Annotated in this window: 17 protein-coding genes; 11 read left to right on the top strand and 6 right to left on the bottom strand. The window is 67.2% G+C overall.

The annotated features are described in order from the left end of the window. Positions 1–2: 2 nt before the first annotated feature. From LK542_RS16670 to LK542_RS16655, 4 genes are all read left to right on the top strand, one after another. Positions 3–461 carry a hypothetical protein gene (locus tag LK542_RS16670; RefSeq protein ID WP_227799574.1) on the top strand — a complete coding sequence of 153 codons (459 nt, stop codon included), beginning with the start codon at positions 3–5 and terminating at the stop codon, positions 459–461. Positions 462–480: 19 nt separating this feature from the next. Next, a complete protein-coding gene (locus tag LK542_RS16665) occupies positions 481–4155 on the top strand; it encodes a tubulin-like doman-containing protein (protein WP_227812744.1) in 3675 nt (1224 codons plus the stop codon). 8 nt (positions 4156–4163) lie between these two features. Next, the gene (locus LK542_RS16660; protein ID WP_227812743.1) at positions 4164–4988 is read left to right on the top strand and encodes a zinc ribbon domain-containing protein; all 825 of its coding nucleotides are present in this window, start codon (positions 4164–4166) and stop codon (positions 4986–4988) included. Positions 4989–5073: 85 nt separating this feature from the next. Further along, entirely contained in the window at positions 5074–5370 is a 297-nt protein-coding gene (locus tag LK542_RS16655) for a hypothetical protein (protein WP_227799571.1), read from the top strand. Between the two features lie 133 nt (positions 5371–5503). Here the strand turns inward: LK542_RS16655 and LK542_RS16650 are convergent, their stop codons facing one another. After that, positions 5504–7537 (bottom strand): diguanylate cyclase domain-containing protein, encoded by a 2034-nt coding sequence (locus LK542_RS16650; RefSeq protein ID WP_227812742.1) that lies wholly within the window; start codon positions 7535–7537, stop codon positions 5504–5506. Positions 7538–7793: 256 nt separating this feature from the next. Between LK542_RS16650 and LK542_RS16645 the strand changes: the two genes are divergently transcribed. After that, positions 7794–8546: a DUF2243 domain-containing protein gene (locus tag LK542_RS16645; RefSeq protein ID WP_227812741.1), complete on the top strand. Its 753-nt coding sequence runs from the start codon at positions 7794–7796 to the stop codon at positions 8544–8546. A gap of 34 nt (positions 8547–8580) precedes the next feature. Continuing rightward, complete coding sequence (locus tag LK542_RS16640) at positions 8581–9420, top strand: hypothetical protein (protein WP_227812740.1); 840 nt, start codon at positions 8581–8583, stop codon at positions 9418–9420. On the opposite strand, the gene LK542_RS16635 is transcribed toward LK542_RS16640, so the two are convergent. The 3 genes from LK542_RS16635 to LK542_RS16625 all read right to left on the bottom strand — a co-directional run bounded on the left by LK542_RS16635 (position 9421) and on the right by LK542_RS16625 (position 13774). After that, the gene (locus LK542_RS16635) at positions 9421–11178 is read right to left on the bottom strand and encodes an ABC transporter ATP-binding protein (RefSeq protein WP_227812791.1); all 1758 of its coding nucleotides are present in this window, start codon (positions 11176–11178) and stop codon (positions 9421–9423) included. A 31-nt stretch (positions 11179–11209) separates the two neighbouring features. Continuing rightward, complete coding sequence (locus tag LK542_RS16630; protein ID WP_227812739.1) at positions 11210–12961, bottom strand: ABC transporter ATP-binding protein; 1752 nt, start codon at positions 12959–12961, stop codon at positions 11210–11212. 99 nt (positions 12962–13060) lie between these two features. Next, positions 13061–13774 (bottom strand): phasin family protein, encoded by a 714-nt coding sequence (locus LK542_RS16625; RefSeq protein WP_227812738.1) that lies wholly within the window; start codon positions 13772–13774, stop codon positions 13061–13063. A gap of 195 nt (positions 13775–13969) precedes the next feature. On the opposite strand from LK542_RS16625, the gene LK542_RS16620 reads away from it, so the two are divergent. The 4 genes from LK542_RS16620 (at position 13970) to LK542_RS16605 (ending at position 17485) form a co-directional block, all read left to right on the top strand. Further along, complete coding sequence (locus LK542_RS16620; protein WP_227799565.1) at positions 13970–15256, top strand: amidohydrolase family protein; 1287 nt, start codon at positions 13970–13972, stop codon at positions 15254–15256. Between the two features lie 111 nt (positions 15257–15367). Beyond that, on the top strand, positions 15368–15895 hold the full coding sequence (locus tag LK542_RS16615; RefSeq protein ID WP_227812737.1) for a GNAT family N-acetyltransferase: 528 nt from the start codon (positions 15368–15370) through the stop codon (positions 15893–15895). Then, positions 15892–16425 carry a GNAT family N-acetyltransferase gene (locus tag LK542_RS16610; protein ID WP_227812736.1) on the top strand — a complete coding sequence of 178 codons (534 nt, stop codon included), beginning with the start codon at positions 15892–15894 and terminating at the stop codon, positions 16423–16425. The genes LK542_RS16615 and LK542_RS16610 overlap by 4 nt, the downstream gene beginning before the upstream one ends. Before the next feature lie 70 nt (positions 16426–16495). Then, positions 16496–17485: a diacylglycerol kinase family protein gene (locus tag LK542_RS16605; protein WP_227799562.1), complete on the top strand. Its 990-nt coding sequence runs from the start codon at positions 16496–16498 to the stop codon at positions 17483–17485. A 113-nt stretch (positions 17486–17598) separates the two neighbouring features. Here the strand turns inward: LK542_RS16605 and LK542_RS16600 are convergent, their stop codons facing one another. Further along, on the bottom strand, positions 17599–20496 hold the full coding sequence (locus LK542_RS16600) for an esterase (RefSeq protein ID WP_227812735.1): 2898 nt from the start codon (positions 20494–20496) through the stop codon (positions 17599–17601). Then, positions 20493–22355 (bottom strand): glycoside hydrolase family 13 protein, encoded by a 1863-nt coding sequence (locus LK542_RS16595; RefSeq protein WP_227812734.1) that lies wholly within the window; start codon positions 22353–22355, stop codon positions 20493–20495. Before LK542_RS16595 ends, LK542_RS16600 begins: the two co-directional genes overlap by 4 nt. A gap of 523 nt (positions 22356–22878) precedes the next feature. Here LK542_RS16595 and LK542_RS16590 point away from each other — a divergent pair. Continuing rightward, positions 22879–25776, top strand: a complete 2898-nt coding sequence (locus LK542_RS16590; RefSeq protein ID WP_227812733.1) for a TonB-dependent receptor — start codon at positions 22879–22881, stop codon at positions 25774–25776. The last annotated feature ends 59 nt before the right edge of the window (positions 25777–25835 follow it).

Raw genomic sequence — 25835 nt, 5'->3', positions numbered from 1 at the left:
CCATGCAAGGCACCCAGAAACCCTCCGCCCCCTCGCCAGCCGATCCCGGCTTCAAGCTACCGGAAGAATCGGCGTCGCCCCAGGATACGCTGCCGCAGACCTTACCGGAAACCGCCGGCCGTCCGGTCGAGGTGGTGCCGGGCACCGAGACCGCACCGGTAGCAGCCACCGACACCTCGACGCGCGACCTGGCGATCGGCGCGGCGGTCTTCCTCGTCCTGCTGGTGGTGTACTTCTTCGTGCGCAACGCCTACGTGCACCACCTGGTGGTACGGCGCGTGGCGCCTTCGTCGGCAGGCAGTGCCGGCTGGCTGCTGTTCGTGGGCCTGGGCTTCCTGTCGGCCGCCGCGGTGCTGGCCATCATCAATGCCAGCAAGTTCCTGACCTTCGCCGTTACCGGGCCGCTGGTGGCGGTGGGGCTGGTGGCGCTGGTGGCCGCGCTGTTCATCGGCCGTCGCTGATTTCTTGATCGAGAACGATATGGCAGATTTCCCGAACCCCGCAGCCCTGAACGCCAAAGCGGAACTCAAAGTCGACCTGCGCCCGACGCTCTTCATCGGCGCCGGCGGCACCGGCATGGAAGTGATGATGCGCATCCGTCGCCGCATCCTGTCGGCGGTGTGGAACCGGCACCACCCAACGCGCGTGGAGTCGATCGCCGATTTCCCCGTGGCGCGCTTCCTCCACTTCGATCTCGACAACAATGCCGTCATCGACGAAGGCAAGTCGCAGCGCACCGATCCCTGGTACGAGTTGGTAAAGCTCAGCGACGAGGAACGCCTGGTCGAGACCCTCGACCTGCCGCAATACCACGAGTCCGACGACAGCCTGGCGCGCTTCCCGCTGATCGAAAGCTGGATGCCGCTGCGTCCCAAGAAACTGCGTTCGCTCGGCATCGACCCGTCGAAAGGGGCAGGGCAGATCCGCGCGCTGGCGCGCCTGTACTTGTTCGACAAGTACCCCAAGCTGCGGGGACGCATCAAGGGCGCCCTGAATTTCCTGAGCAGTAACGCGGGCATCGAGCGCAAGGAAAACTACCAGCGCCTCGGCCTGCAGGTGGATACCTCGAAGTTCCGGATCGTTGTCATCGCTTCCTGCGCAGGCGGCACCGGCGCCGGCAGCGTGCTGGATCTCGGCTGGCTGTCGAAAGCGATCGCGCGCCAGGAGGTCTCGGATAGCCAGGTCGACCTGGTGCTCCTGATGCCGGGCGGCTTCGCCAAGGCCAACAAGGAGCGCACCGAAGCGAACGCCTACGCCACCCTGATGGAGCTGGAAACGGCGATGCGCGACATGAACGCGCAGGTCCACTGGATGGACCCGGACAGCATCACCGGGCGCGGCGCGCCGTTCGACGATGTGTATTTCGTCGACACCGCAAACCTGGCCAACAAGGCCACCCTCGACGTCAAGGACGTCTACCAGATGGTGGCCGACACCCTGTTCGAAGATTTTGCTTCAGCGGATTTCGCCAACCGCAAGCGCTCGGTGGCAGTCAACCAGCAGCAGCACAAGCTGGGGCCCTACAACGCCCGCGTGCCGGAGCAGCGCTTCGGCGACATGCGCCTGTCCTATTCCAAGGTGTACTCCGCCTTTGGGCAGGCCGTGCTGGACACCCAGCAAAGCCTGCGCGACGATATCCGCGCCTACGAGCTGGCCGGGCTGATGGTGAAGGCCTTCTTCGGCCTGTTCGGCACCGACGGCAAGGGTGACACAACTGCGGCAAGGCGGGCAGGGGACCAGGAGCGCGACAGCTTCATGCGCGAGCAGATGGACATGGCCGAGCGCCCCTTCGACGTTTTCCCCGACTTCCGCAAGGGCACGGTGGACGTCACGCCCTTCCCGGAATATGCCCTCACCGGCACGCTCCTGCTGGACAAGGACGGGCGCCTGCTGCTCGAGCGCGTGGAAAGCAAGGTGCAGCTCGAGGTCGACCGCATCATGGCTTCCTACGATATCAAGCAGTGGCGCGAGAAGGTGGCCGAGCTGCTGCCCCAGCTCGAGCGCGACGCCATCCGCGAAGCCGGGGCTACCGCCGAGACCAGCGAAGACCGCATCAAGCGCCACACCGGCGAGGTCACGGCACGCCTCAAGACGCGGGTGCGCGATCGCCTGTACGCGCTGCTGGACGACCGCAAGCAGGGCGGGCTCGAATTCGTGCTCTCCCTGCTGGAACAGGTCAAGGCGCGCCTGGCCCAGCGCGACCTCGGCAACGCCGAGCGCAACGGCCGCCGCTACCGCGACATCCGCGACGCCCTGCGCACGCGCCAGGTCGAGGAATCGCTGAACAACCTGTCGCAGGCATCCGGCCGCCTGTTCGGCAAGGAGCCGCAGGCGCGCGAGGTGATGAACCACCTCAAGCGCGACATCGCCGACTACCTGCGCTTCCACCTGCTGGCGGTCGCAGCGAACCAGTCGATCGAGGTGATGCGCAACATGTCGGCCTGGCTGGGCGAGCCGCAGTCGACCGACGAGCATGGCAACGCCCAGTGGAGCGGCGTCGCCGGCGAATTCCAGGAGGGCCGGCGCCAGGTCCAGGCCATGCTGCTGGCGGCCGACCAGCGCATCAGCCAGCTGCGCGCCGATGCGCGCCAGGAGCACGCCACCTACATCAAGATCGCCGGCGACGTGCTGCCGCCTCCTGTGCGCCTGACGGGCGACGTCAGCGCCTGGAGCGAAGAGGTGCTGCTGGAGTTCGGCGGCTCGGCGCGCCTGTTCCCGCAGCTGGGCGACGAGCGCCTGCGCGCCGACCTGCTGCTGAAACTGTTCCGCCGCGCCCAGCTGCAGCTTTCGACCCAGGAGCTGGAGCAGCCGGAACCCGTCGACCCGCTGCTCGAGCGCCTATCGTCGATGACGCCGCAGGAACGCCAGCGCGTGTTCGCCGAGTGGATCCGCAGCGCCATGCCCTGGGTGAACGCACGCTTCTCGGCCGAGTTCACGCCGAACGCCGACCAGTTCAAGTGCTTCATCGGCGTCGGCGACGTCGCCGCCTGGCGCAAGATGGAAGCGGAGCTGCGCGCCGCGGTGCCGACCGGGTACTTCCACGGTGACCTGATCTCGATCGTCAACACCGGCATCGCCGGCAAGGCGGTGTGCTACATCGAGCTGTCGGGCTATCCGATGACGGTGCTGCGCGGCCTGCCGACCTGGCGCGCCTCGTACCAGATCGAGAACCCGAAGATCCCGACCCACCTGCATTTCGACGCCACGCGCTTCCGCCATCCGCTCTCGCCTTCGATGGACGAGCTGAATCGCCTGGCCGACGACTATGAATGGTTCCTGCAGGCGATCGCGCTCGGCGTCATCCGCCGCAAGGCCGACCTGGGCGACCGCGAAGCCAGCTTCCAGCCGCGCGGCCAGTACCTGTTCGAGGTCGAGCCGGGATCGGGCGAGTGGCTCCAGATCGGCAACGAGTACGCGATCCGCTCCAACGGCCTGCCGCCTTACTACCGCGACGGCGTGATCGGGGCCGTGCGCCACCGCCTGGCCAATGTGGGTCCGCACCAGCTGGTGCTGCTGGCCGGCTTGATGCGCCACTATCAGCTGCGCGTCTACGAGCCGCGCCTGGAAGTGGACGAGACCGGGGCCCAGCTGCCGTCGCCCTCGCTACCGAACATCACCGCACGGCGCCTGTACGACGCGTGGATCCGCCGCGCCGCCGCGCTCGACCCGACCCTGTCCCCAAGCCAGATCGAAACCGCGCTGACAAGTATCCAGCAGTGGACCGAAACAGTGCCGGATTCGGCCAGCGACGCCTACAGCTGGGAAGTCGAGCGGCCGGTGGACAAGCGCGTGATCCTGCCGCAGTACCTGCAGAGCGACGAGCTGGCGGCTGCCGTGCTGCAGCGCCGCCCGGCCGGGCTGGTGAACCACGCGCCGCCGGTGCAGCCGGCAAGCAGCCCGACCGTGCCGCTTTACAAGCTGTTCGTGCAGGGCGCCCAGCGCGGTCCGTTCACGATCGCCGAGATCGCGCAGCAGGCCGGACGCGGCGAGATCGATGGCAGCACCCGCGCCTGGAACATGGCCTGGAATCCGAAGCAGGACAAATGGAGCACGGTGGGCGCGCTGCCCGAACTGGCGGCGGTGCTGGCTGACGCGATTCCCGATCCCGACGACGCCGATCGTGGCGTCTCCGACGGCATCCCGGACCCCGAATGAAGGACGGCATGGTGCAAGACGACGCGGTCTACCGCTGCATCGGCCCGCACTGCGGGCGCCTGATGCCGAGGCGGGTGAACTTCTGCCCCTGGTGCGGCACCGCCCAGGCGGCGCAGCCCGTGGTGGCGCCACTGACGCCGCCGGTGCTGGACAAGCCGCAGGCGGAGACGCCGCGTCCTGTCCCGCCGCCGGTCCCGGCCCAGGCAGCGGCCCAGGCGGCAGCGCCGACACCAACGCCGACCGTCGCGCCCTTGCCGCCGCCGGCCGCCCGGCCGCAGCCGCAAGCGCACGCTGCGCAGGCGCAGCCGCCGGGACAGGGCATCCCGCCGCCGCCCGGCATCGGCCGCGGCGCCGCGGCGAGTCCTTCCCCGGCAGCGCCGCCGCGGCGCGAACCGATCCGGATGCGCTGGTGGATCATCTCGCTCGCCGCGCTGTGGCTGATCTGGATGGTGGTGCGCCCCGAGGGCACGCGCATCGAACGGCGCATGGACCGGGCGGTGGCGCTGGCTGTCGAATGCAAGGCGCGCGAAGCACAGGACGAACTGATTGCACTGCGCGACACCCGCGCCACGCCGGAGCAGCTGCGCCAGGTGCAGCAGTCGCTGAACAAGGCGGCCGCCGACTGCACCCGCGCGGAGCAGCGCGCCAAGGCCTGGGAGGACACCCGCGGCGCCATCACCAAGCTGCGCCGCGCCCGCACCTACGACAAGGCGCTGGCGCGTTTGGCGACCTTTACCAAACGCTGGGGGACGGACGACGAGACCCGCAAGCTGGAGCAGGAAATCCGGGACGAGCGCGACCATCCTCTCGCAGATCCGACGCGCGGCGAGTAAGCGAGTGCTTACACTGCTCAACGGTCAGCCGTGTTTTCGGCGGTGGGTGTATTCTGTTTGGCAAGCAGACAGTCGGGAGTCAGGCATGAAAACGCACATGTTGGGCACGCTGCTGCTGCTTGCCGCGCTGGCAGGCTGCAGCCGTAATGAAGAGGCACTAGGACCGGCGCAACGCGCCGGCAAGGCGCTGGACGATGCCGGCGCGAAGGTGACGCACCAGCTCGACAAGGAGCTGGCCAAGGCCGACCGCGCCGCCGAGGAAGCACGCGAGAAGATCAAGGATGCGACCCGCGATGCCAAGGGTGGGTTGAAGCGGGCGACCGAGGAGGTCGGCAAGAAGGTGGAGGATGCCGGCGAGAAGATCCAGGACGCGGCGGATTGAATCTAGTTAGACCGTAGGGTGGGCGGATTCTCCGCCCACGCGGTGATCGTCGGCAGCGAGATCATCCGTTACGGAAGTGGAACCGCAAACGATCGCCGCGTGGGCGAGGAACTCGCCCACCCTACAACCACGTTTACGCGCTGGCGCGCATCTCCATCTGACTCCCCAGCACCACCGACAGCTTGACCTGCCCGGCGCGCCAGGCGCCTTCGAGGTTCTGCTCGATCTCTTCCATATCCACCCGCGCCGGGTCGCCAAAGCCCTGCACGCCATACGCGCGGTTGCGCCCGTGCGCCTTGGCCAGGTACAGCGCCATGTCCACGATGTTGACGGCGCGCTCCCACGGCAGCACCAGGGCGCCGCAGGCAAGCGGGAAGGGGGCGAAGCCGATCGACACGTTCACGCCCAGGCTATGGCCGCCGTGCACGATCCGCACCGCCGAGATGCCGGACAGGATGCGCTGCGCCACCTCGTCCAGCCCGGCGCGCGGGATGCTCGGCAAGAAGGCCAGGAATTCCTCGCCGCCCCAGCGCACGATCATGTCGGTCTCGCGCAGGATCTCGCGCAGGCTGCTTGAGATCGCCGTCAGCACCGCGTCGCCGGCCGCGTGGCCCCAGGTATCGTTGATGTGCTTGAAATGGTCGACGTCGAGCAGGAAGAGGGCGCCGCACTGCTCGGCGCTGGCCTGCAGCTCCGGCTGCGGCATGGTGCGCATGTATTCCAGGAAGTGGCGGCGGTTGTACAGCCCGGTCAGCGGATCGCGCACGCTTTGCTGCTTGAGTTCCTTGTTCTTTTCGTAGAGCTTGGCGTTGGCCTGGCGCACCTTGCGGTACAGCAGGCCAACCACGACCGACGCCAGTGCAAAGAGGGCCGCCAGCAGCCACCAGACGCGCCGTTCCAGCCGGTTGACTTCGTTCTCGCTGCGCAGCAGCTCGATCTGGCGCTGCTTCTTTTCGGTCTCGTACTTTTCCTGCAGGTCGAGCATGGCGCGCTGGCGGCGCTTCTCGAACAGCTCGTTCGAAATCGTGCGTTCGCGGTGATAGGCGCGCAGCGCGCCCGGCAGGTCGCCGGCGCGTTCCAGCGCCTGGCCATATTCCACCAGTACCGCCTGCAGTTGCGGCTGGTCGCCCAGGTTCTCGTAGCCCGACATGCCGGCTTCGATGTGGCGCTTGCCGTCCGCCAGGCGGCCGCTGGCCAGGTAAGCCTGGCCCAGGTTCAGGCGCGCCGTCGCTTCCAGCCCGGCGTCGTTCAGCGTGCGCGCCGCCTCGATCGCCAGTTCGGCGTAGCGCGCCGCGTTGCGGTAGTCGCGCAGCTTCAGGTAGCAGTCGGACAGGTTGACCATCGAATACCCCGCCTGCGAATCGGCGCCGATGAGCCGTTCGATGGCCAGGCCTTCCTGCAGCGCTTTCAGGCCGCGCTGGTATTGGCCGGTGGCCGCCGCCAGGCCGTATTCGGCATGCTTGAGCGTTGCCATGCGGCCGAGCGAGCTCGTTTTCTGTGCCGCCTCGACGGCTTCGGCCAGGGCTTCGAAACCCTTGTCGTACTCGCGCATCTGCTCGTACAGCGCGATCAGTGCATTCAGGGACACGACGATGTGCGTCGGGTCGCCATGCCTGCGCGCCAGGGCCACCGCCGCCTGCACGCGTTCGAGCGCCTTGGGGAAGTTACCTTCTTCGCGGAACGACTCGCCGGCGGAAATCGTCGCGCGGATCTTCAGGTCGATGTTGTCGGTGGTGTAGGCCAGTCGTTCCGCTTCCCAGATCAGGCGGTGCGATTCTGCCAGTTCCGAACGGCGGTAAGCGATATAGCCCTTGCGCAGCAGGCCCCGCGCGAGGGCGACATTGTCCTTGTGCGTGTGGCCGAGCGCCACCAGCTCGTCCGCGACTGCAGTTGCTTCGGCGAGCTTGCCGACGCCTTCATAGCTGTTCGCCAGCTGGTTGAGGAAGTCGATGCGCTCCGGCAGCGGCGCAGCGCGGCCTTCCTGCTCGATCTGCAGCAGCATCGGCAGGCCACGTTCGGGAACGTACCTGTTCACCTCACGGATTTCCGCCAGGCGCTGGGCCAGTGGCACGGTTTCGCCTGCGATTGCAGCCGGCCCAATGCACAGTGCCGCGGCGAGCGCCACGGGGCGGGCGCGCAAGAGCGTGCGAGTTAGGAAGGAAGGCATGAGAGATTTCAAAAACCGACAGCGTCACATCTGTTTTGTAGCAATCCATTATAGGCCTGTTGCAAAATGGAAATTTCAATTTCTCTAGTTTGTCACCAAAATGACACATCGCCGCGGCCAGACGTGACGCACGCTCATCACCTGTTTGTGACCACTTGTCGCAAACGGCTGCGCCTGATCCCGTGCGAATGGTGCAGGTGCTTCGGGATGACCGGGCTATACTGGCCCGGACCTGTCCCCACCCGAGGTGAACGCGATGTGGAAAACACCATGGTTCCGTTGGGGCGCCGTGCTCGGCTTTGCGCTCGGCGGCTTCTTCGACGGCATCCTGCTGCACCAGATCCTGCAATGGCACCACCTTTTGAGCCTGGTGCCCGGCATCGACGACCTGCGCCTGCAGGTGCTGTGGGATGGCTACTTTCACGCGCTGATGTACCTGATCGCGCTGGCGGGCCTCGCCGGCCTGTGGCGCTTGCACAGGCGTGGACAGGGGAACTGGGGCTGGCCGCTGGTGGGGGCGGCCCTGGTGGGCTTCGGCATCTGGCACGTGGTCGACGCTCTGCTGTCGCACTGGCTGCTGGGGATCCACCGCATCCGCATCGACAGCGACAAGCCGCTGCTGTGGGACCTCCTCTGGTTGGCGCTGTTCGGCATCGTCCCGCTCTTGATCGGCCTGCGCCTGCGCCGCCGCGGCGGAGGCCCTGGCCTGCATGGTGCGGCCGCGATGCTGTTGCTGGCGGCGGTGAGCGCGGGCGCCGGCGCCTGGGCACTGGTCCCGCCGGCGCAAACCGGCTTTGCCACCGTGGTGTTCCAGCCCGGCGCGGGCCCGCGCGAGGTGTACGCTGCGCTCGATGCGCTGGACGCGCGCCTGGTATGGAGCGACCGCGCGATGGGCGTGGTGGTGGTGGCCGTGCCAAGCGAAAAGCGCTGGGACTTCTACCGGCATGGGGCGCTGCTGGTCAGTGGTGCGGGCGTGCCGGCGGGCTGCTTCAACTGGTCGAAGGCTTGATACGATGTCGGCAAGCCGATGAGTTGCCAGCCACATGCGACTTCGTGAAATCGCCATCGGCATCGTGCTCAGCGCACTGCTAGCCGCTGTCGTCGCACTGACCGTTCCAGCGCCGCAGCCGCCCGCCGTGGCCTTGCCGGCGCCGTCCCCCGTCCCGCTGCGAAGCGCCACACCAGCGCTGCTTCCAAAGGTGCTTGCCGCCATTCCGTCCGCCGCGCCGCAGCGGGTGGACACGGCGTGGTTCGCTACCCATGCCAGGTTCGGCCGCGCCCGCAGCCTGCGCGAGTTCTTCTACGATGCCGTGCGCAAGCCGGGCAAGGGCGCCCTCTACTACGCGGCGCAGGCCCTGTCGATCTGCGAGCGGGTGCTGGAGCAGGACCCGGCGGCCCTGCCGCCGGCGCGCCGCCAGGCCGCCGCCGAGCTGCAGCGGCGCTGCGACTTCAGCCCGGAGGGCCTGCAGGATGCGCGGCGCGAACTGCGGGCGGCGAAGGATCCCGATCCGGGCGCAGACGCCGTGCTGGACACCGTGTTCGGCTTCTTGTCGGCCGACGGCGCCGAGGGCAGGGCCGGCATGCTGGGCCGGGCCTTCGAGCAGGGCAATCCCGAAATGATCGCCCCGCTGGCGGCGGCTGCGGTGGTGGCGCACATGTCCACGGCTGCGCCGGGCGCCGCGTTTGGCGAGGCCATGGTCGTGTGCCGCCTGGGCGCGGAGTGCGGGCCGGAGGCGGTGGGCACCCTGGAACTGTGCATGCGCCACGGCTGGTGCGCCGACAGCGTGCCGGCAGCCCTGCAGCAGGGCCTGGGGCAGCATTTTCCGGCGCTTGACAAGGTCGCGGCGCAGGTCGTGCGCGACCTGCGCCGCCCCGGCGCCTGACTACAGGGCGATCTGCTGCAGCAGGTACAGGCGCTGGTACAGGCCGCCCTCGATGCGCATCAGGTCTTCGTGCGAGCCGGCTTCCGTGATGCGGCCGTGGTTCAGCACGATGATGCGGTCGGCCGCGCGGATGGTGGAGAGGCGGTGCGCGATCGCGATGATGGTCACCTTGCCGCGCAGTTCTTCCAGCGCTTCCTGCACGATCTGCTCGGTGGCGCTGTCGATGCGCGAGGTCGCTTCGTCCAGCAGCAGGATGCGCGGCTGGCCGGCCAGCGCGCGTGCGATCGCCACCAGCTGTTTCTGTCCCGAGGACAGGCGCGAGCCGCCTTCGCCCAGCTGGGTCTCGTAGCCCTGTTCCAGCGCCGCGATGAAGCCGTGCGCGTGCGCCGCCCGCGCCGCTGCCTCGATGCGCTCGAGCGGCAGGCCGCGGCCCATGTCGATGTTCTCGCGCGCGCTGGCGGCCAGGATGAACGGGTCCTGCGGCACCAGGCCGACTTCGTTGCGGAAGCGCTCGTTGCCGATCGAGGCGAGCGGCAGGCCGCCGATCTCGATGCTGCCCTCATCCGCCGTGTAGTAGCGCAGCAGCAGCGAGAGCAGGGTCGACTTGCCGCTGCCGGTATGGCCGACGATGCCGAAGAAGGCGCCCTGCGGGATGTCGAGCGACAGGTCGTGCAGCACGCGCTGGCCCTCCACATAGGCGAAGTTCACGTGGCGCACGCGCACTGCCGGCGCCCTGGGGTCGAAGGCGGCCTCGTTACCAATACGCCCGGCGGCATGTTCGGCCGCGCCGGCCTCGTCGAGCAGGGTGGACACGCGCGCGGTGGCCACCACCGCCTGCTGCAGGCCGCTGAACTGCATGGTGATCTGGATCAGCGGCTCGACCACGCGCGCGATGTAGCTGATGAAGGCGTACAGCACGCCCACTTCCACCGCATTCATCTGGCGCTGGCCGAAGCCGTAGATCACGATGGTGAGCAGCACCACGTTGAGCAGGTCCAGCGCCGGGCGCAGCAGGAAAGCGTTGGCGCGCAGCTCGGCCAGGCGCGCCTTGCGGTGCGCGCGGTTGGTGTTCATGAAGCGCTCACCGAAGCGCTGCTGGGCATTGCTGGCCTGTAGGACGCTCATGCCGCCGATCGATTCGGCCATCTGGCCGTTGATGTCGCTGCGCAGGGCGCGCGCGCGGGTCACGGCCGGCGCCGACAGGCGCTGGTAGAGCCAGACAATGCCGACCACCGCCGGCACCAGCGCCAGCACCACCAGCATCAGGCGCCAGTCGAGCCAGGCCATGGCGGCCATGGTCCCGACCAGTACGATGGTCGAGTCGAGCATCACGAACAGCACCTGGATGTACAGGGTCTTGACCGCCTCGGTGTCATTGGTCACGCGGCTCACCAGCTGGCCGGTGATGGCGCGGTCGAAGAAGGCCATCGGCAGGCGCAGCACGTGGCCATAGACCCATTCGCGCAGGCGCCGCACCGAGCGCATCGCCAGGCCGGACAGGCGGATCAGCTGCAGGTAGCGGATCCAGGACGAAGCCCAGCCGGTCACCACCAGGCCACCCAGCAGCAGCGACATGCGCTGCCAGTCCAGGTTGCGCGTCAGGAGGTGGTCGTCGATCAGGGCCTTGCCCAGCAGGGGACCGAGCACCTCCAGGCCGGCGGCGATGGCGAGCCAGAAGGTGGCCCAGTACAGGTGGCGGCGGTCGGGATCGGCCGCGCGGCGCAGCAGGCGCGCCGCCTGCGCCGTCTGGGCGCGCATGTTCGCTCCTCCTTCCTCCTTCAGCTCTTTGTCAGTCGGCGTCAATGCTGGCCTCCAGTTGTTGATAGCGCCATTGGCTGGCATACCAGCCGTCCAGCAGCAAGAGTTCGTCGTGGGTGCCGCTTTCCGTGATGCGGCCGTCGCGCAGCACCACGATGTGGTCGGCCCGCACCACCGCCGACAGGCGGTGGCTGGCGATGATGGCGGCGCGCTCCGGCCGCGCGGCGCGCAGCTCGTCCAGGTGTTCCAGGATGCCGGTCTCGGTGCCGGTGTCCACCGCCGACAGGGCGTCGTCGAGCAGCAGCAGGGCGCTGTCGGCCAGCAGGGCGCGCGCGATGGCGACGCGCTGGCGCTGGCCGCCGGAGAGGGTGATGCCCTTTTCGCCGACCGGGGTGTCGTAGCCATGCGGGAAGCGCAGGATGTCGTCGTGGATCGATGCCATCCGGGCCGCTTCCTCGATCTCGGTGCGCGAAGCGCCCGGGCGGGCCAGCGCGATGTTTTCCGCAATCGTGGCCGAGAACAGGAAGGATTCCTGCGGCACCCAGCTCATGGCTGCGCGCAAGGCTTCGAGGCGATACGCCTCCAGCGGCTGCCCGGCCCAGGTAACCGCGCCGTGCTGCGGCGTGGCCTGGCGCAGCAGCACGCGCAGCAGGGTCGACTTGCCGGCGCCCGTCGGACCGACCAGGCCCAGGGTCTGGCCCGGCTGCAGCGTCACCGACACGCCGTCCAGGGCCGGGCGCTCGGCCTCATGGTAGGAGAAGCGCACGCTATCTAACGCCAGCGGGCCGCGGCCGATGATCTCGAGCGTGCCCTTGTCCTCGACCGTGAGCGGCATGTCGAGCAGCGGCTGCAGGCGCGCCAGGCCGGCTTTGCCGCGCTCGATCAGGGACAGCACCCAGCCGGCCGCGAACATCGGCCAGATCAGCTGGCCCAGGTACATCGAGAAGCTGGTCAGCGCACCCACCGTCAGTTCGTTGTTCCAGACCAGGTAGCCACCCAGGCCCAGGGTCAGGCCGGTGGCGGCGGTGAGGGTCAGGCCCACGGCCGGCTCGTAGGCGGCTTCCCAGCGCTGGGCCGTGAGGCTGGCGGCGGCCGCGTTACCGGCCAGTTCGCTGAACTGCGCTGCGCTGCGCTCTTCGAGGCCGAGGGCGCGCAGGGTCCGCACGCCCGACAGCGATTCCTGCACATGGTCGTTCAGGCTTGAAAAGCGTTTCAGCGCGTCCGCTTCGGCCGTGTGGACCTGGCTCGAGATGCGCCAGAATGCGAAAGCCATCAGCGGGAAGGGCAGTAGGGCGACGCCGGCCAGGCGCGGGTCGACCCCGAGTGTCATGATGCCCAGCACCATGACCAGGGTCAGGGTGCCGTCGAAGCCGGCCAGCATCGCTTCGCCGGCCGCCATTTCGATGGCGTCGATGTCGTTGGTGGCGAGCGCCATCAGGTCGCCGGTGCGCTGGCGCTGGTAGAAGGCCGGTCCCTGGGCGGCCAGGCGCGCGTACAGGCGGGTGCGCAGCTCGACGCCCAGGTTGTAGGCGGCCGAATACAGGCGGATGCGCCAGCCCACGCGTAGCACGTAGATCGCCACGCCGAGGCCGAGCAGCTGGGCGAGGCCCACCAGCAGCGCGTGCCGGTCCAGGCTGTGCGCGGCGAGGCCGTCGACCAGGGCGCCGACCTTGCGTGGAATCAAGACCGTACAGATGGCGACGCCGGCCAGCATGAAGGCCGACGAGACATAGGCATGCCAGTGCCGGCGGACGAAACCGCCGATCAGCCTTGCAAGACTCATTCAGTTTCCTTGGAGATTGGTGCGCCCGAAAACAAAAGCGGGCCGAAGCCCGCTAGTGTAGTCGCTTTGCCAATCGGGCGCAGGCGCGCCCGTGCGCTTTCACTTCTTCCGTTTGGAGGAAGCGGGGGCAAGCTCGACCTTCGGCGCCTCGGTGGCATCGAGCTCGGCCACCGGCGCGGCGGCGGGGTGGGCGGCAGCGGCGGCGCGGGGCGCACCCTTGCCGGCGGCCTTGGCGATCGGCTTCGGTTCCGCGACCGGCGCCGGCTCGGCCACCAGCTCGTCAAGCGCGGCAGGTGCTTCGGCCACGACCACGGGTTCGGCCGGGATCGCCGCGGCGAGCGTGTCGCCGAGCGTTGGCGCAAGCGCCTCTGCGCTTGGCGCCGTGTCAGCAAGGTCACCGGCAAGGTCAGCGGCAACCGCGACCGCCGGGTCTGCGGCCTGTTCCACCACCTCGACCGTCTCAACCGTCTCGACCGCCTGCTGCGGCGCCAGTGTCAGGGCCTGCGGGCGCACGGCATACGGACGGACGCCGCTGGCAATGCCGAGCAGCTCACGGCCATAGGCGAATAGGCTGCGCACCTGTTCTTCGGCCTGGCCGCCCAGGGTGAGGACATCGCGCGGGTCGCGCGAATTCATCAGCGCGAAACCGGTACCGAGCGAACGCTGGACCGCGTCGCGCGAGATGGCCAGGTTGAGTGCGGCCACGCGGCTGGCGCTCTCGATGGCCTGGGTGGTCATGGAATTGAAGAAATCGAACTGCGCGTGGAACTGGGCCTTGCGTACTGCGGAAAACTGGTCATGGAGAGAGGTCATAGGGTTTCCTTGTCAGTCATTTATGGCGCACTGCAATATCGGCTAGTGTAGCCTCCACAGGCCAATGTTGCAAAGGCTTGTTGGTTTGTTTTAGAACAGAAATATTGCGATGCAGCATTAAGGTGCGATGGGGACTGCTCAGCATCAAGTCCGTCCGGAAATGGATACAATCAGGCAGACAAAGGAGGAGTGCGCATGGACATTGTGATTCGCAACGCCACCCTGCCGGACGGCAGCCGCGGCATCGACATCGGTATCAATGGCGAACGCATCGTCGCCGTGGAAAAGCGGCTGGCGGCGCAGGGCGCGCGCGAGATCGACGCTGACGGCGACCTGGTCAGCCCTCCTTTTGTGGATGCGCACTTCCACATGGATTCGACCCTGAGCTACGGCCTGCCGCGCGTGAACCGCAGCGGCACCCTGCTGGAAGGGATCAGCCTGTGGGGAGAACTCAAGCCGCAACTGGCCCAGGACGCCCTGGTCGAGCGCGCACTGCGCTACTGCGACTGGGCGGTGGCGCGCGGGCTGCTGGCGATCCGCACCCACGTCGACGTCTGCGATGACCGCCTGCTGGCGGTTGAGGCGCTGCTGGAGGTGCGCAAGCAGGTCGCGCCCTACCTCGACCTGCAGCTGGTCGCCTTCCCCCAGGACGGCCTGCTGCGCAGCGCGAACGCCTTCAACAATCTGAAGCGCGCCATCGCCATGGGCGTGGACGTGGTGGGCGGCATCCCGCACTTCGAGCGCACCATGGCGGACGGCGCCGCGTCGATCCGCCTGCTGTGCGAGTTCGCGGCCCAGCACGACCGGCGCGTGGACATGCATTGCGACGAGACCGACGACCCGATGTCGCGCCACATCGAGACCCTGGCGGCAGAAACCCACCGTCTCGGCATGCACGGCCTGGTGGCCGCTTCGCACCTGACCTCGATGCACTCGATGGACAATTACTACGTGAGCAAGCTGCTGCCCCTGATCGCGGAAAGCGGGGTGGCGGCGATCGCCAATCCGCTCATCAATATCACGCTGCAGGGCCGCCACGACACCTATCCCAAGCGGCGCGGCATGACGCGCGTGCCCGAACTGCTGGCGGCGGGCGTGGACGTCGCCTTCGGCCACGATTGCGTGCTCGATCCCTGGTACGGCATGGGCTCGGGCGACATGCTGGAGGTGGCGCACATGGGCCTGCACGTGGCGCAGATGACCGGGGTGGAGGCCATGCACCAGTGCTTCCTGGCCGTGACCGAGACCCCGGCCCGCATCCTCGGCCTCGAAGGCTATGGCGTGGCGCCCGGCTGCCATGCGGACCTGGTGCTGCTGGATGCCGGCTCCACCGTGGAAGCGATCCGCCTGCGCGCGGCGCGCAAGCTGGTGCTGCGGCGCGGCGCGGTGGTGGCGGAGGCGCCCCCGGCGCAGGCGACCCTGCACCTGCCGGGACGGCCGGCCAGCACCGACTTCCGGATGCCGCCGCACGGATCGCAATAGGACTTAAGTGAGAATTAATGTACGCAACGCGACCGCACGATTCCTGAACCGGGCCGCGTTTTGAGGCTAGAATAGAACGCTTTCAAGTTCAGTAACGCGTTCAAGACAGCCGTGAAAGACATCCAGATCCGCCCCGCCGGCGAGCACGATTTCGACGCGATGTGGAGCATCTTCTGCTCGCACGTCGCCGCCGGCGAAACCTATCCGTTCACTACCGCGACCTCGCGCGAAGCCGGTCACGCTTACTGGCTCGGACCCGAGGTGACGAGCTTTGTCGCGACCTCCAGCGGGTCGCGCGTGCTCGGCATGTACCGCCTGGTCGCGAACCAGGCCGGGCGCGGCCACCACGTGGCCAATGCCTCCTACATGGTCAGCCCGTCGGCGCAGGGCGCCGGCGTGGGGCGCACGCTCGGCGAGCATAGCCTGCTTGAAGCAAAACGCCAGGGCTACCTCGCGATGCAGTTCAACTACGTGGTGAGCACCAATACCGCCGCCATCCGGCTGTGGAAGAAGCTCGGCTTCTCGATCGTGGGTACGCTGCCCAAGGCCTACCGCCACAAGCGCCTCGGCTACGTCGACGCCTACGTGATGTACCAGCTGCTGCAGGACCCGGACCACTGGCCGACGGCGGACGCATGACGGCGGGTCCCCTGGAGATCATCCGCACCGAACGCCTGCGCCTGCGCCTGGTCGAACCCGGGGACGCCGCCGTCTACCTGGAGATCCTCAACGACCCCGCCTTCATCGAGCATATCGGCGACCGCGGCGTGCGCACCCTCGAGGCGGCGGTGAGTTCGATCGAGAACGGCCCGATCGCGATGCAGCGCACGCGCGGCCACTCGATGTACCTGGTGGAGCGCCTGGAAGACGGCAGGGCGGTCGGCCTGTCCGGCCTGATCAAGCGCGACGGGCTCGAGGATGTCGATATCGGCTATGCCTTCCTGCCGCATTACCGCGGGCACGGTTATGCCTTCGAGGCGGCGCAAGGGGTGGTCGCGCATGCGCGCCTGCTTGGCATCCCGCGCCTGGTGGCCATCACGACCCAGGGCAATGCCGCCTCGATCCAGTTGCTGCTCAGGCTGGGGATGCGCTACCAGGGCACGCGCGTCGTGGTGGCGGGCGAGCCGGCGCTCAACCTGTACGGCATGGAGCTGTCGGAAGAGCGCTAGCGCACACTCGTGTGCCGTCAGGTGATGGTAGCATTGGCTTGCACATTCACTAACCCACCACGAGCCATCGATGCCGACCACCGAGCCGCGCCCCGACGCCCCGTTCTTCATTGTCCTGAATGCCGGTTCCGGCCATTCGGAGACCGAGTTGCGGCGTTCGACCATCGAGGAGGTGCTGGCCGGCGCCGGCCGGCGCTGCCATCTCGAACTGGTCGATGATCCGGCCGAGCTCGCGGACAAGGCGCGCAGCATGGCGGCGCGCGCCGTGGCCGAAGAGGGCATCCTGGTGGCGGCCGGCGGCGACGGCACCATCAACACCGTAGCCCATGAGGCCGTGCTGGCCGGATGTCCGTTCGGAGTTTTGCCGCAAGGAACATTCAACTATTTCGGCCGCACCCATGGCATTCCCGAAGACCTGGCCGAGGCCGTGTATTCGCTGCTGCGCGCCCGGATGCGCGCGGTGCAGGTGGGCCTGCTCAACAACAAGATTTTCCTGGTGAACGCCAGCGTCGGGCTCTACCCCAAGCTGCTGGAAGAGCGCGAGCACGACAAGCAGCACTACGGGCGCAGCCGGGTCGTCGCCTTCTTCTCGGCCATCAAGATCGCCCTGCGTCCGCACCGGCACCTGCGCATTTCACTCGAACTCGACGGCAAGGAACGGCGCATCCGGACGACGACCTTGTTTGTCGGAAATAACCGCCTGCAGCTGGAGCAGGTCGGCATGCGCGACGGCCTGATCGAAGCGGTGGAGGACGGCCAGCTGGTCGCCATCGCGCCGCGCCCCATGGGTAAACTCGGCCTGCTGCGCCTGCTGGTGCGCGGCATGCTGGGACGGCTGGGCAGCGACGACGAGGTCGACGCCTTCGCCTTCAAGCGCCTGACCGTGCGCACCCCGGCCGTGTATGGCCGCAAGCGCATGAAGGTCGCGGCCGACGGTGAGGTGACGACAATGCCGATGCCGCTGGAATTCCGCGTGCTCGAAGGCCGCCTGCTGCTGATGGTGCAGGGACCGTCGCGCAAGGAAGCGAGACCCGGTCCCGATGAGGCCGAAGCCGCGTAGGGGTGATCTGGTCCGGTGGACCGGATCACGCGGAGCCGACCGCGCGTTCAACTCCGGCGTGCCTCACGACTGCGTATGCGCCTGTTGGACGCGCGGTCGGCAAGCCGACCACCCTACTCAACGCGGAGCAGGCGGACTCCGTAAATATCAAAGCGGTTCGACGGCCCCGTCGCACCACCGGCTGCGCTGAAGCTGCTGTTACTGTCGAGATAGCTCATGTTGTAGAAGTCGCTCATCTCGATGCGGTAACGGCCCGCGCTCAGCGTTGCCCTGAGTGGCGTCGAATACACGCTCGGCGTGTTCGCCTTCGCCAGCGGGGCGTGCGGCAACTGCACCACGCCTTGGGCCACGATGCGGCCGCGCGCGTCCTTCACCGCCAGCCACTTCACGCCACCGCTGATCCCCAGGTTCACCTGGTTCGCGCTGTTGTGGTAGCGCACCTGGACCGCGTACCGGCCTGCGGCCGGGACGGCGATGCGCTCGACGGCGAAGCGGTCGCCGGGCTGGCCCCAGCCTTCCAGGCGCGGCGCGTCAAAACGTGCAGTCGGGGCGCTGAGCTTCACGTTCGACTGGGCGCGCCGGTCGGTGACAGGCACCTCGATGCCACGGTCGATGCAGCGCGGGATGCTGTGGTGGCTGCGGTTGCCGCCGGCCAGGGACTGGGCCTCGACCGCGTAGCAGGCGAAGGGACTGGCGCCGCGGTCGGTCCAGCTGCCTGCCTGCAGGCCGCTGGCCGCCAGCTTGCCGTCGCGGTAGACGTTGTAGCGCACTGCGCCCTCGTCGCCGGCAGGGGCGATCCGCAGCATATTCCCGTTCGCATGACGCTCGAGGCCCGCGATCGCAGGCTCGCGCGGTGCGAAGGTGGGGCCGGCGGTGGCGTAAGGATCGTCCTTCACGCGGCGGATCTCCTGCTGCCCGTGCTGCAGGCGGCCCAGCACGATCTCGACCTGGTTGTTGTCTTTTAAGCTCGCAAGGGGAATCCGCTTGCTGCTTTCCTGGCCGTTCACCAGGATGCGGTCGACGGTGTAGTAGCCGTCTTCCGTGTCCACGGCCGGCAGGCGCAGGCGCACGTCGATACGCTTGCCCTGCAGGCGCAGCTCGTGCAGCGCGATGTCGTTCGACGCGCCGAACATCTCGCGCCGCAGCTTGGCGGTGACGAAAGGCTGCAGCAGGACGCCGTCGTCCTGCACCGACACGCCAAACAGTTCGCCCACTACCATGCCGAGGTAGGCGCCTACCGACCACAGCTGGCGGCGCGAATTGATCACCGGTCCGATCAGGTTCGGATTGCGTTCGTCCAGCAGCAGCGGCTGGCCGGAGAGCCATTCGAGGTTCTCCATGTTCGACATGTTCAGTGCCGCGCCGCGCAGCAGCGAGTCGTAGGCCGCATCGGCCACGGCGACATTCTTTGCATGGATGGCGGCGCGCAGGCCGTAGGCCGTCACGAAGGGCCACAGGGCGCGGTTGTGGTAGACCGGCATGCCTGGCTGCTGGGGCCAGATGACGGGAGCGCCCATCGGCCCGTGCGGATAGCGCGCCAGGATCGAGCGCGCCTGCTCTTCGCTGGCAACGCCGGTGATGATGGCCAGCGATTGCCCGAGCCAGTCGAACTTGTGCAGCGGCGCGCCGTCGAGGTGGCCGGCGGTGAGGCTGCTGTACATGCCGGCATCACTCAGCCACAGTTGCGTGTTGATGGCGCGCACCAGTTCGGCCGCCCACGCGGCATAGCGCCGCGTTCGCGCGTCGTCGCCCTGTTCCCTCGCCAGTTGTGAGGCCAGGCTAAGGGCTTTGTAATGGCCGACGTTGGTGGACAGCGACTTCGAGGTGGACATCGAGGCCAGCTCGTTCGGGATCCAGGAAGCGTAGCTCTGGTCGCGCCAGTCGAGGAAGGATTGCTCGCCGGTGTACAGGCCGGTGCTGGCGTCGAAGGCCGCGATGCGGTCGTTCTCGATCGTGTTCGACAGGGCCTGCAGCGCGCGCCGGGCGAAGGGCGCGCGTTCGGCAGCGGGCAGGGTGCGTAGCACTTCCTCGGCGGCGAAGCCCCAGGTGACGCGGTCGGTGCTGACCGGCCAGCTGCCGCCGCTGCCGGTGTCCTGCACGACCTGCAGGCCGTCCGGGCTGCCCGCGACCTGTGGTGCGATCTTCAATCCCTTGCGCCAGCCGGACAGCTTGAATTCGAGCGAGTTGCGCACCCGTTGCGGGTCGAGCAGGGCCAGGCCCAGGTCGGCGGCGTAGGACAGGTCGCGCGTCCACACGTAATGCCACTTTTCGCCGGTGGCGAAGCACTCGCAGGGAATCGCGGCGCCGCCGTTGTAGTTGCCGTCACGGATCTGGCTCACCGCATCCAAGCGCATTTCCGAGCCGGCCAGTGCGAACAGCGCGTCGAAGGCCAGGTTGCCGGTACGGACGCGCGGCAGGCCGGCCTGCTCGGCGTACTCGCTGTGCTGCGGGCCGGGGTCGCGCAGACTGAGCGTTGTGGAGTGGGCGTAGCGCCGCAGTGCCGCGCCGGCATCGGGCGTGGAGAAGCGCGCGCTTTCCTGCTTGCCGTCCCAGGTCGGCCAGGTAAGCGCTGCAACTGCCTCGCGTCCCGCGTGCGGATCGGGCGCCGCGGCTGCCTGTGGCGTCTCCAGGCGCACCACGCGCAGCTTGGGGGCCGCCGGGTTCGAGGCATCCACCGTGAAGCGGTAAGTGCCGGTCTGGCGCACGAACAGGTAGTCTTCCGGACCGGGCTGGGTGGCCAGGGGATACGAGGCGCCCGGCGCCACCGTCACGCTCTTGCTGGTGTCGGCCACCCATTCGTCAGCCCAGTCGCGGCTGCCGACCTTGAAGGCATGGTTGCCCGGGCTGACCAGGATGTCCGCTTCGTACACGCCCTTGCCTTTGTGGGAAAGCGCGTTATCGGTACCCCAGCCGTTGAAGGCGCCGCGGATGTAGAGTTCCTTTTCCTTCTCCTGCGCGCTTGCGGAAAGGCAGGCGAGCAGGGCGGCCGTGGCCAGCAGGCAGCGCTTCATCGCGCCGCGTCCAGTTCCAGGATCACGCTGCCCTTGGCCGGCAGGCGCAGCTCCTTGGTGAGATCGAAGCGCTTGCCGCTCAGGACATCGACGCCGCCCGCTCTGCCTTCCAGCATTTCATGGAAACGCTGCGCATCCAGCACCATCTCCTTTGGGTTGTTGTTGAAGGCGACCAGCACGCGCTTGCTGTCGTCGTAGCGGAAGTAGACATAGGTGTTGTCGCGCGGGCCGTAGTGCATCAGCTTTCCACGGTGGATGACGGGCTGGCCCTTGCGCCAGTTGGCCAGCCTGCGCACCAGTTCCTGCGCGGCACGCTGCTGGCTGCTCAGGCCCTTGCCCGCGAAGGCATCGAGCTTGTCGCCGGCCCAGCCACCGGGGAAGTCGCGCCGGTAGCTGGCGTCGTCGCGCTCGCGGGTCGCGCTGGTCATGAGGATCTCGTCGCCCGTGTAGAGCTGCGGGATGCGCGGCATCGTCATCAGGAAGACCATCATCATGCGGTAGCGGTCGAAGTCCTCGCCGACCACGCTCCAGATGCGCGACACGTCGTGGTTGGCTTCGAACAGCACCAGGTTGCCCGGCTCCGGATACAGGTAGTCGAGCGAGAGGGTTTCGTAGACGTCGCCGAACACGTTGCGGCCGTTCTTGTCGGCGAGCGCCGTGCGCATGCTTTCGGCCAGCGGGAAGTCCATCAGGCTCGGCGTGGAGGCGCGGTAGCCGTCGATGTTCTGCTTGCCGCGCTGCCAGCGCGCCACCACCGGCACCAGCTTGCTCCACTCTTCGCCCACCATGTTCAGCTTCGGGTACTCGGCTATCAGGCGCTTCGTGTAGTCGGAAAGGAAAGCGCCGTCCGAATAGCCGAAGGTGTCGATGCGCAGGCCCGACAGGCCCGCGTACTCGATCCACCAGATGTTGTTCTGGATGAGGTAATTGGCCACCAGCGGATTGGACTGGTTCAGGTCCGGCATGCTCTCGACGAACCAGCCGCGCGTGAAGTTGTCCGCGTCTTCCTTCGACGCGTACGGGTCCTGCACGGCGGTGCGGTGGTGCTGGGTCGGCACGAACTTGCCGCCATAGTTGATCCAGTCCGGCGTCGGCAGGTCCTTCATCCACCAGTGGCCGCTGCCGATGTGCGACAGCACCACGTCCTGGATGATGCCGATGCCGCGCTTTTTCGCTTCCATGGAGAGGCGGCGGAAGTCCTCGTTGCTCCCGTAGCGCGGGTCGATCCGGTAGTGGTCGGTGGCCGCGTAGCCGTGATACGAGTAGGCCGGCATGTTGTTTTCCACCAGCGGCGTCGGCCACAGCTGGGTGAAGCCCATGTCGCGGATGTAGTCGAGGCGCTGGACGATGCCCTCGATGTCGCCGCCGTGGCGTCCGGAGCCGTTCGCGCGATTGGATTTTTCCAGCGTGTCCGGCGTGCTGTCGTTACGCGGGTCGCCGTTGGCGAAGCGGTCCGGCATGACCTGGTAGATCGCGTCGCTGTTGTTGAAGCCGACGCGCTGGCTGGAGCCAGGCTCGCGCGCCAGCAGCTGGTAGGCATAGCGCGTCTCGCCGCCCGCACCGCTGAACACGATGTCGAACTTGCCCGGCTTCGCGTCCACGCCGATTTCCAGGTCGACGAACAGGTAATTCCTGCTGGGGACCCGGGTCACCGACGCGATGCGCACGCCCGGGTAGCTCAGGCTCGGCGCCAGGTCGGCGATGCGCTCGCCATGCACCATCAGCTGCAGCCCCTTGTGCTGCATGCCGGCCCACCAGAAGGGCGGCTCCATGTGGGCGATGGCGGGGGATTGGGCGAGGGCGGCGCAGGGAGTGAGTGCGGCGCTGCCGAGCAGCAGGCTGGCGAAGAAATGTCTCATGTCGGTGTGGGCGTTTTCTCGCTCCCGATATACCGAATCGTAGTCAGACTACAGGTCGGCGCGGTGGCAAGGGTCGCCATGCGTGGTTATGTTGCTACGAGAATACTATGGATCGGCTGTAGCACACAAACGTTCAGCATCTAGTCAAAGTACAAATTTTCGGATCGAAAATTTCTCGTCCCATTGTACGTACCACGCCCAATATCCTGAAGAGTGTCCAGAATTGCACCAAACTGGTGCGAAAAGCGTCGAGTCTGCTGCTTGAAAGCGCATTTGTAGTCCGACTACAGTCATCTGTATGTGATCCTGTAGCCCAAATACAACGAAAAAGACGTGCTCAAGCCAGTATATATATAAAATGATGCCGTTATCGTAGTAACAAGCAACTCCCGTTGACAGTGCATCTAGTTTTAATACAGAATCCTTGACAGAACGTCTAAATACGTTTGCTTGAGGCTGCCGTGCAAGCTGGCTGTCGCGCTGTAGTTTCGGGAAAAAATTATTGGTCTATATGAGGGGACAAATGAGTATCTTCGCAACCAAGCGCACCGCCGAGCCGGTTCGCCATGCATTCCAGCTGAGCCCGGTAGCCGCCGGCTGCGCAGTCTTCCTGTCGGTGTTCGCGGGCAGCGCCTACGCGCAAGCCCAGGACAACACCACGACCACCACCAGCGCCACCTCGAGCGTCGCCACCCAGCCGAATTCGGCCGAGCAGGCAGCAGCCGCCGCCGAGCCGACGCCGGCCGGCGCGACCGCCCAGCCGAATGTCGCCACCGTCCAAGTGACCGGTATCCGCCGCGGTATCGAAGCGGCCATCTCGATCAAGAAGAATTCCTCGTCGATCGTCGAAGCCATCTCGGCCGAAGACATCGGCAAACTGCCGGACCAGAGCGTCGCCGAGTCGATCTCGCGCCTGCCGGGCGTGTCGGCCCAGCGCGGCCGCAGCTCGGGCAAGGCATCGGACATCTCGGTGCGCGGCCTGTCGCCGAGCTTCAACGGCACCCTGCTGAACGGCCGCGAAATGGCCTCCACCGGCAATGCCCGTTCCCCTGAGTTCGACCTGTTCCCGGCCGAACTGATGGGTTCCATCGTCATCTACAAAACCCCGGAAGCGAGCGTCATCGGCCAGGGCCTGGCCTCGACCATCGACCTGCGCACCGTGCAGCCGCTCGACTTCGGCAAGCGCACCGTCGCTGTCAGCTACAAGAAGACCCGCCTGGGCGTGAAGCACCCGGACGGCCTGCCGGAAGGCGACGGCAAGCGCGCCACCCTGTCGTACATCGACCAGTTCGCGAACCGCACCATCGGCGTTGCCATGGGCTTTACCCGCTATGAAGAAACCGGCGGCGGCCAGACCACCTTCAACTCCTGGGGCACCGCCGAGATGGCGTACAACGGCGCCAACGTGAAAACCCCGGGCGGCTTCGGCTACGACACCGTGGTCGACTCGCACGAACGCGACGGCGCCTTCGCGTCGCTGCAGTTCCGTCCGAACAAGAACTTCAAGTCGACCGTCGACCTGTTCTACTCGGCCGGCGAAACCGGCCAGAAGAAGACCGGCTTCGAAGGCGGTGTGGCCTACAACGGCGGCGGCGCCTATGAGCTGCCGCACGTGCTGAGCACCGCCACCGTCTCGAACGGCGTCGCCACCAGCGGTACCATCAGCAACTGGAAGGGCGTGGTGCGTAACCACTACGAGGGCTCGAAGGACGACCTCAAGACCATCGGCTGGAACAACGAGCTGAAGATCGCCGACTGGACCACCGCGGCCGACCTGACCTGGTCGAAGGCGACCAAGCTGGCCTCGCGCTACGAGACCACCGCCGGTATCGCCGGTCGCGCCCAGGACACCCTGCGCTACACCAACTTCAACGGCGCCAACGTCACCGAAGTGAAGTACACCCCGGGCTCGAACTACGCCGACCGCAGCGTCGCGCGCCTCACCGATGTGATGGGCTGGTCCGGTGGCGAAGCCTCGCCGCAGGCCGGCTACCTGGCCCAGCCTTACGTGGAAGACACCGTCAAGGCCGTGCGCCTGACCGCCAAGCGCTCCCTGGAACTGGGTCCGATCACCGGCACCAGCTTCGGCTTCAACCACACCTCGCGCGACAAGTCGCGCACTGGCGACGAAGGCCGCCTGGTGATCGCCGGCGGTCCGTACGCCGCCGCCGCGGTGCCGGGCAGCGACGTCGCCTTTGCCGGTTCCTCGGGCTTCCAGGTCGTGTCCTGGGATCCGCGCGGCTCGCTCGGTTCGGTCTACCAGCTGGCGCAGAAGGTCGATGCCGACATCTACAACAAGTACTGGGATGTGAGCGAGCGCATCAACACCGCCTACGTCATGGGTGACCTGAACGGCGAGATGTTCGGCCTGAGCTATCGCGGCAACGTCGGCCTGCAGGCGATCCACACCAACCAGCGCGGCGGCGGCTACGTCATCGACAAGGCCCGCTGCGTCGGCAACACCGCACAGACCTGCCCGGCGCAGCGCGTGGACGAAGGCGACAGCTACTGGGACGTGCTGCCTAGCGCGAACCTCAGCTTCGACCTGGGGAATGAACAGGTACTGCGCCTCGGCATGGCCAAGGTGGTCTCGCGCGCCAACCTGGATGACCTGCGCGCCGGCCAGAACTTCGGCATCTCGACCACCGGCGTGCCGATCCTGGTTGGCAGCGGCGGCAACCCGCAACTGAAGCCGTTCCGCGCAAAGGCCCTCGACCTGTCGTACGAGAAGTACTTCGGCAACAAGGGCTACATCAGCGCCGCCGTCTTCTACAAGAAGCTCGACAGCTACATCCTGCGCATCCCGCGTCCGTTCGACTTCCGTCCGTTCGTGACCCCGACCACCCCGCTGCCGCTGACCGGTCCGTACGCCGGCTCGACCGTCGGCCTGTTCAACCAGCCGGTCAACGGCGACGGCGGCAACCTGAAGGGCTACGAGCTGGCCGTGAACGTTCCGTTCTCGATGATCACGCCATACCTGGACGGTTTCGGTGCGATGGTGAACCACTCGGATACCCGCAGCAACGTCAACCTGCCGGAGACCGGTTTCGCGAACGTGGCCGGCGACCTGACCAGCATTCCGCTGCCGGGCCTGTCGCGCAAGGTGAGCAACCTGCGTATCTACTACGAGAAGAACGGCTTCCAGATTGCCGCCGCGGCGCGCAAGCGTTCGAGCTTCCTGGGCCAGGTCTCGGACTTCCAGGACAATGCGCAGCTCACCTTCATCAAGGGCGAGACCATCGTCGACCTGCAGGCATCGTACGAAATCCAGTCGGGCTGGCTGAAGGGCGTGAGCCTGTACGCCCAGGCGCAGAACTGGAACAACGCACCGTTCCTCGAGTTCACCACCGACGAGGAAAACCCGTCGAACCGCCGCGACTATGGCCGCACCTACCACTTCGGCGCGACCTACAAGTTCTAAGCTGAACTGAGGTAAAGTAACGACCCCTGCCGGGCCTGCGCCTGCCAGGGGTCGTTTTT

Origin of the sequence: Massilia sp. IC2-477 (assembly GCF_020707265.1) — a bacterium.
Lineage (GTDB): Bacteria > Pseudomonadota > Gammaproteobacteria > Burkholderiales > Burkholderiaceae_D > Telluria.
Note: the sequence above shows the minus strand (reverse complement) of the source record. Positions and strands in the feature narration are given on the sequence as shown.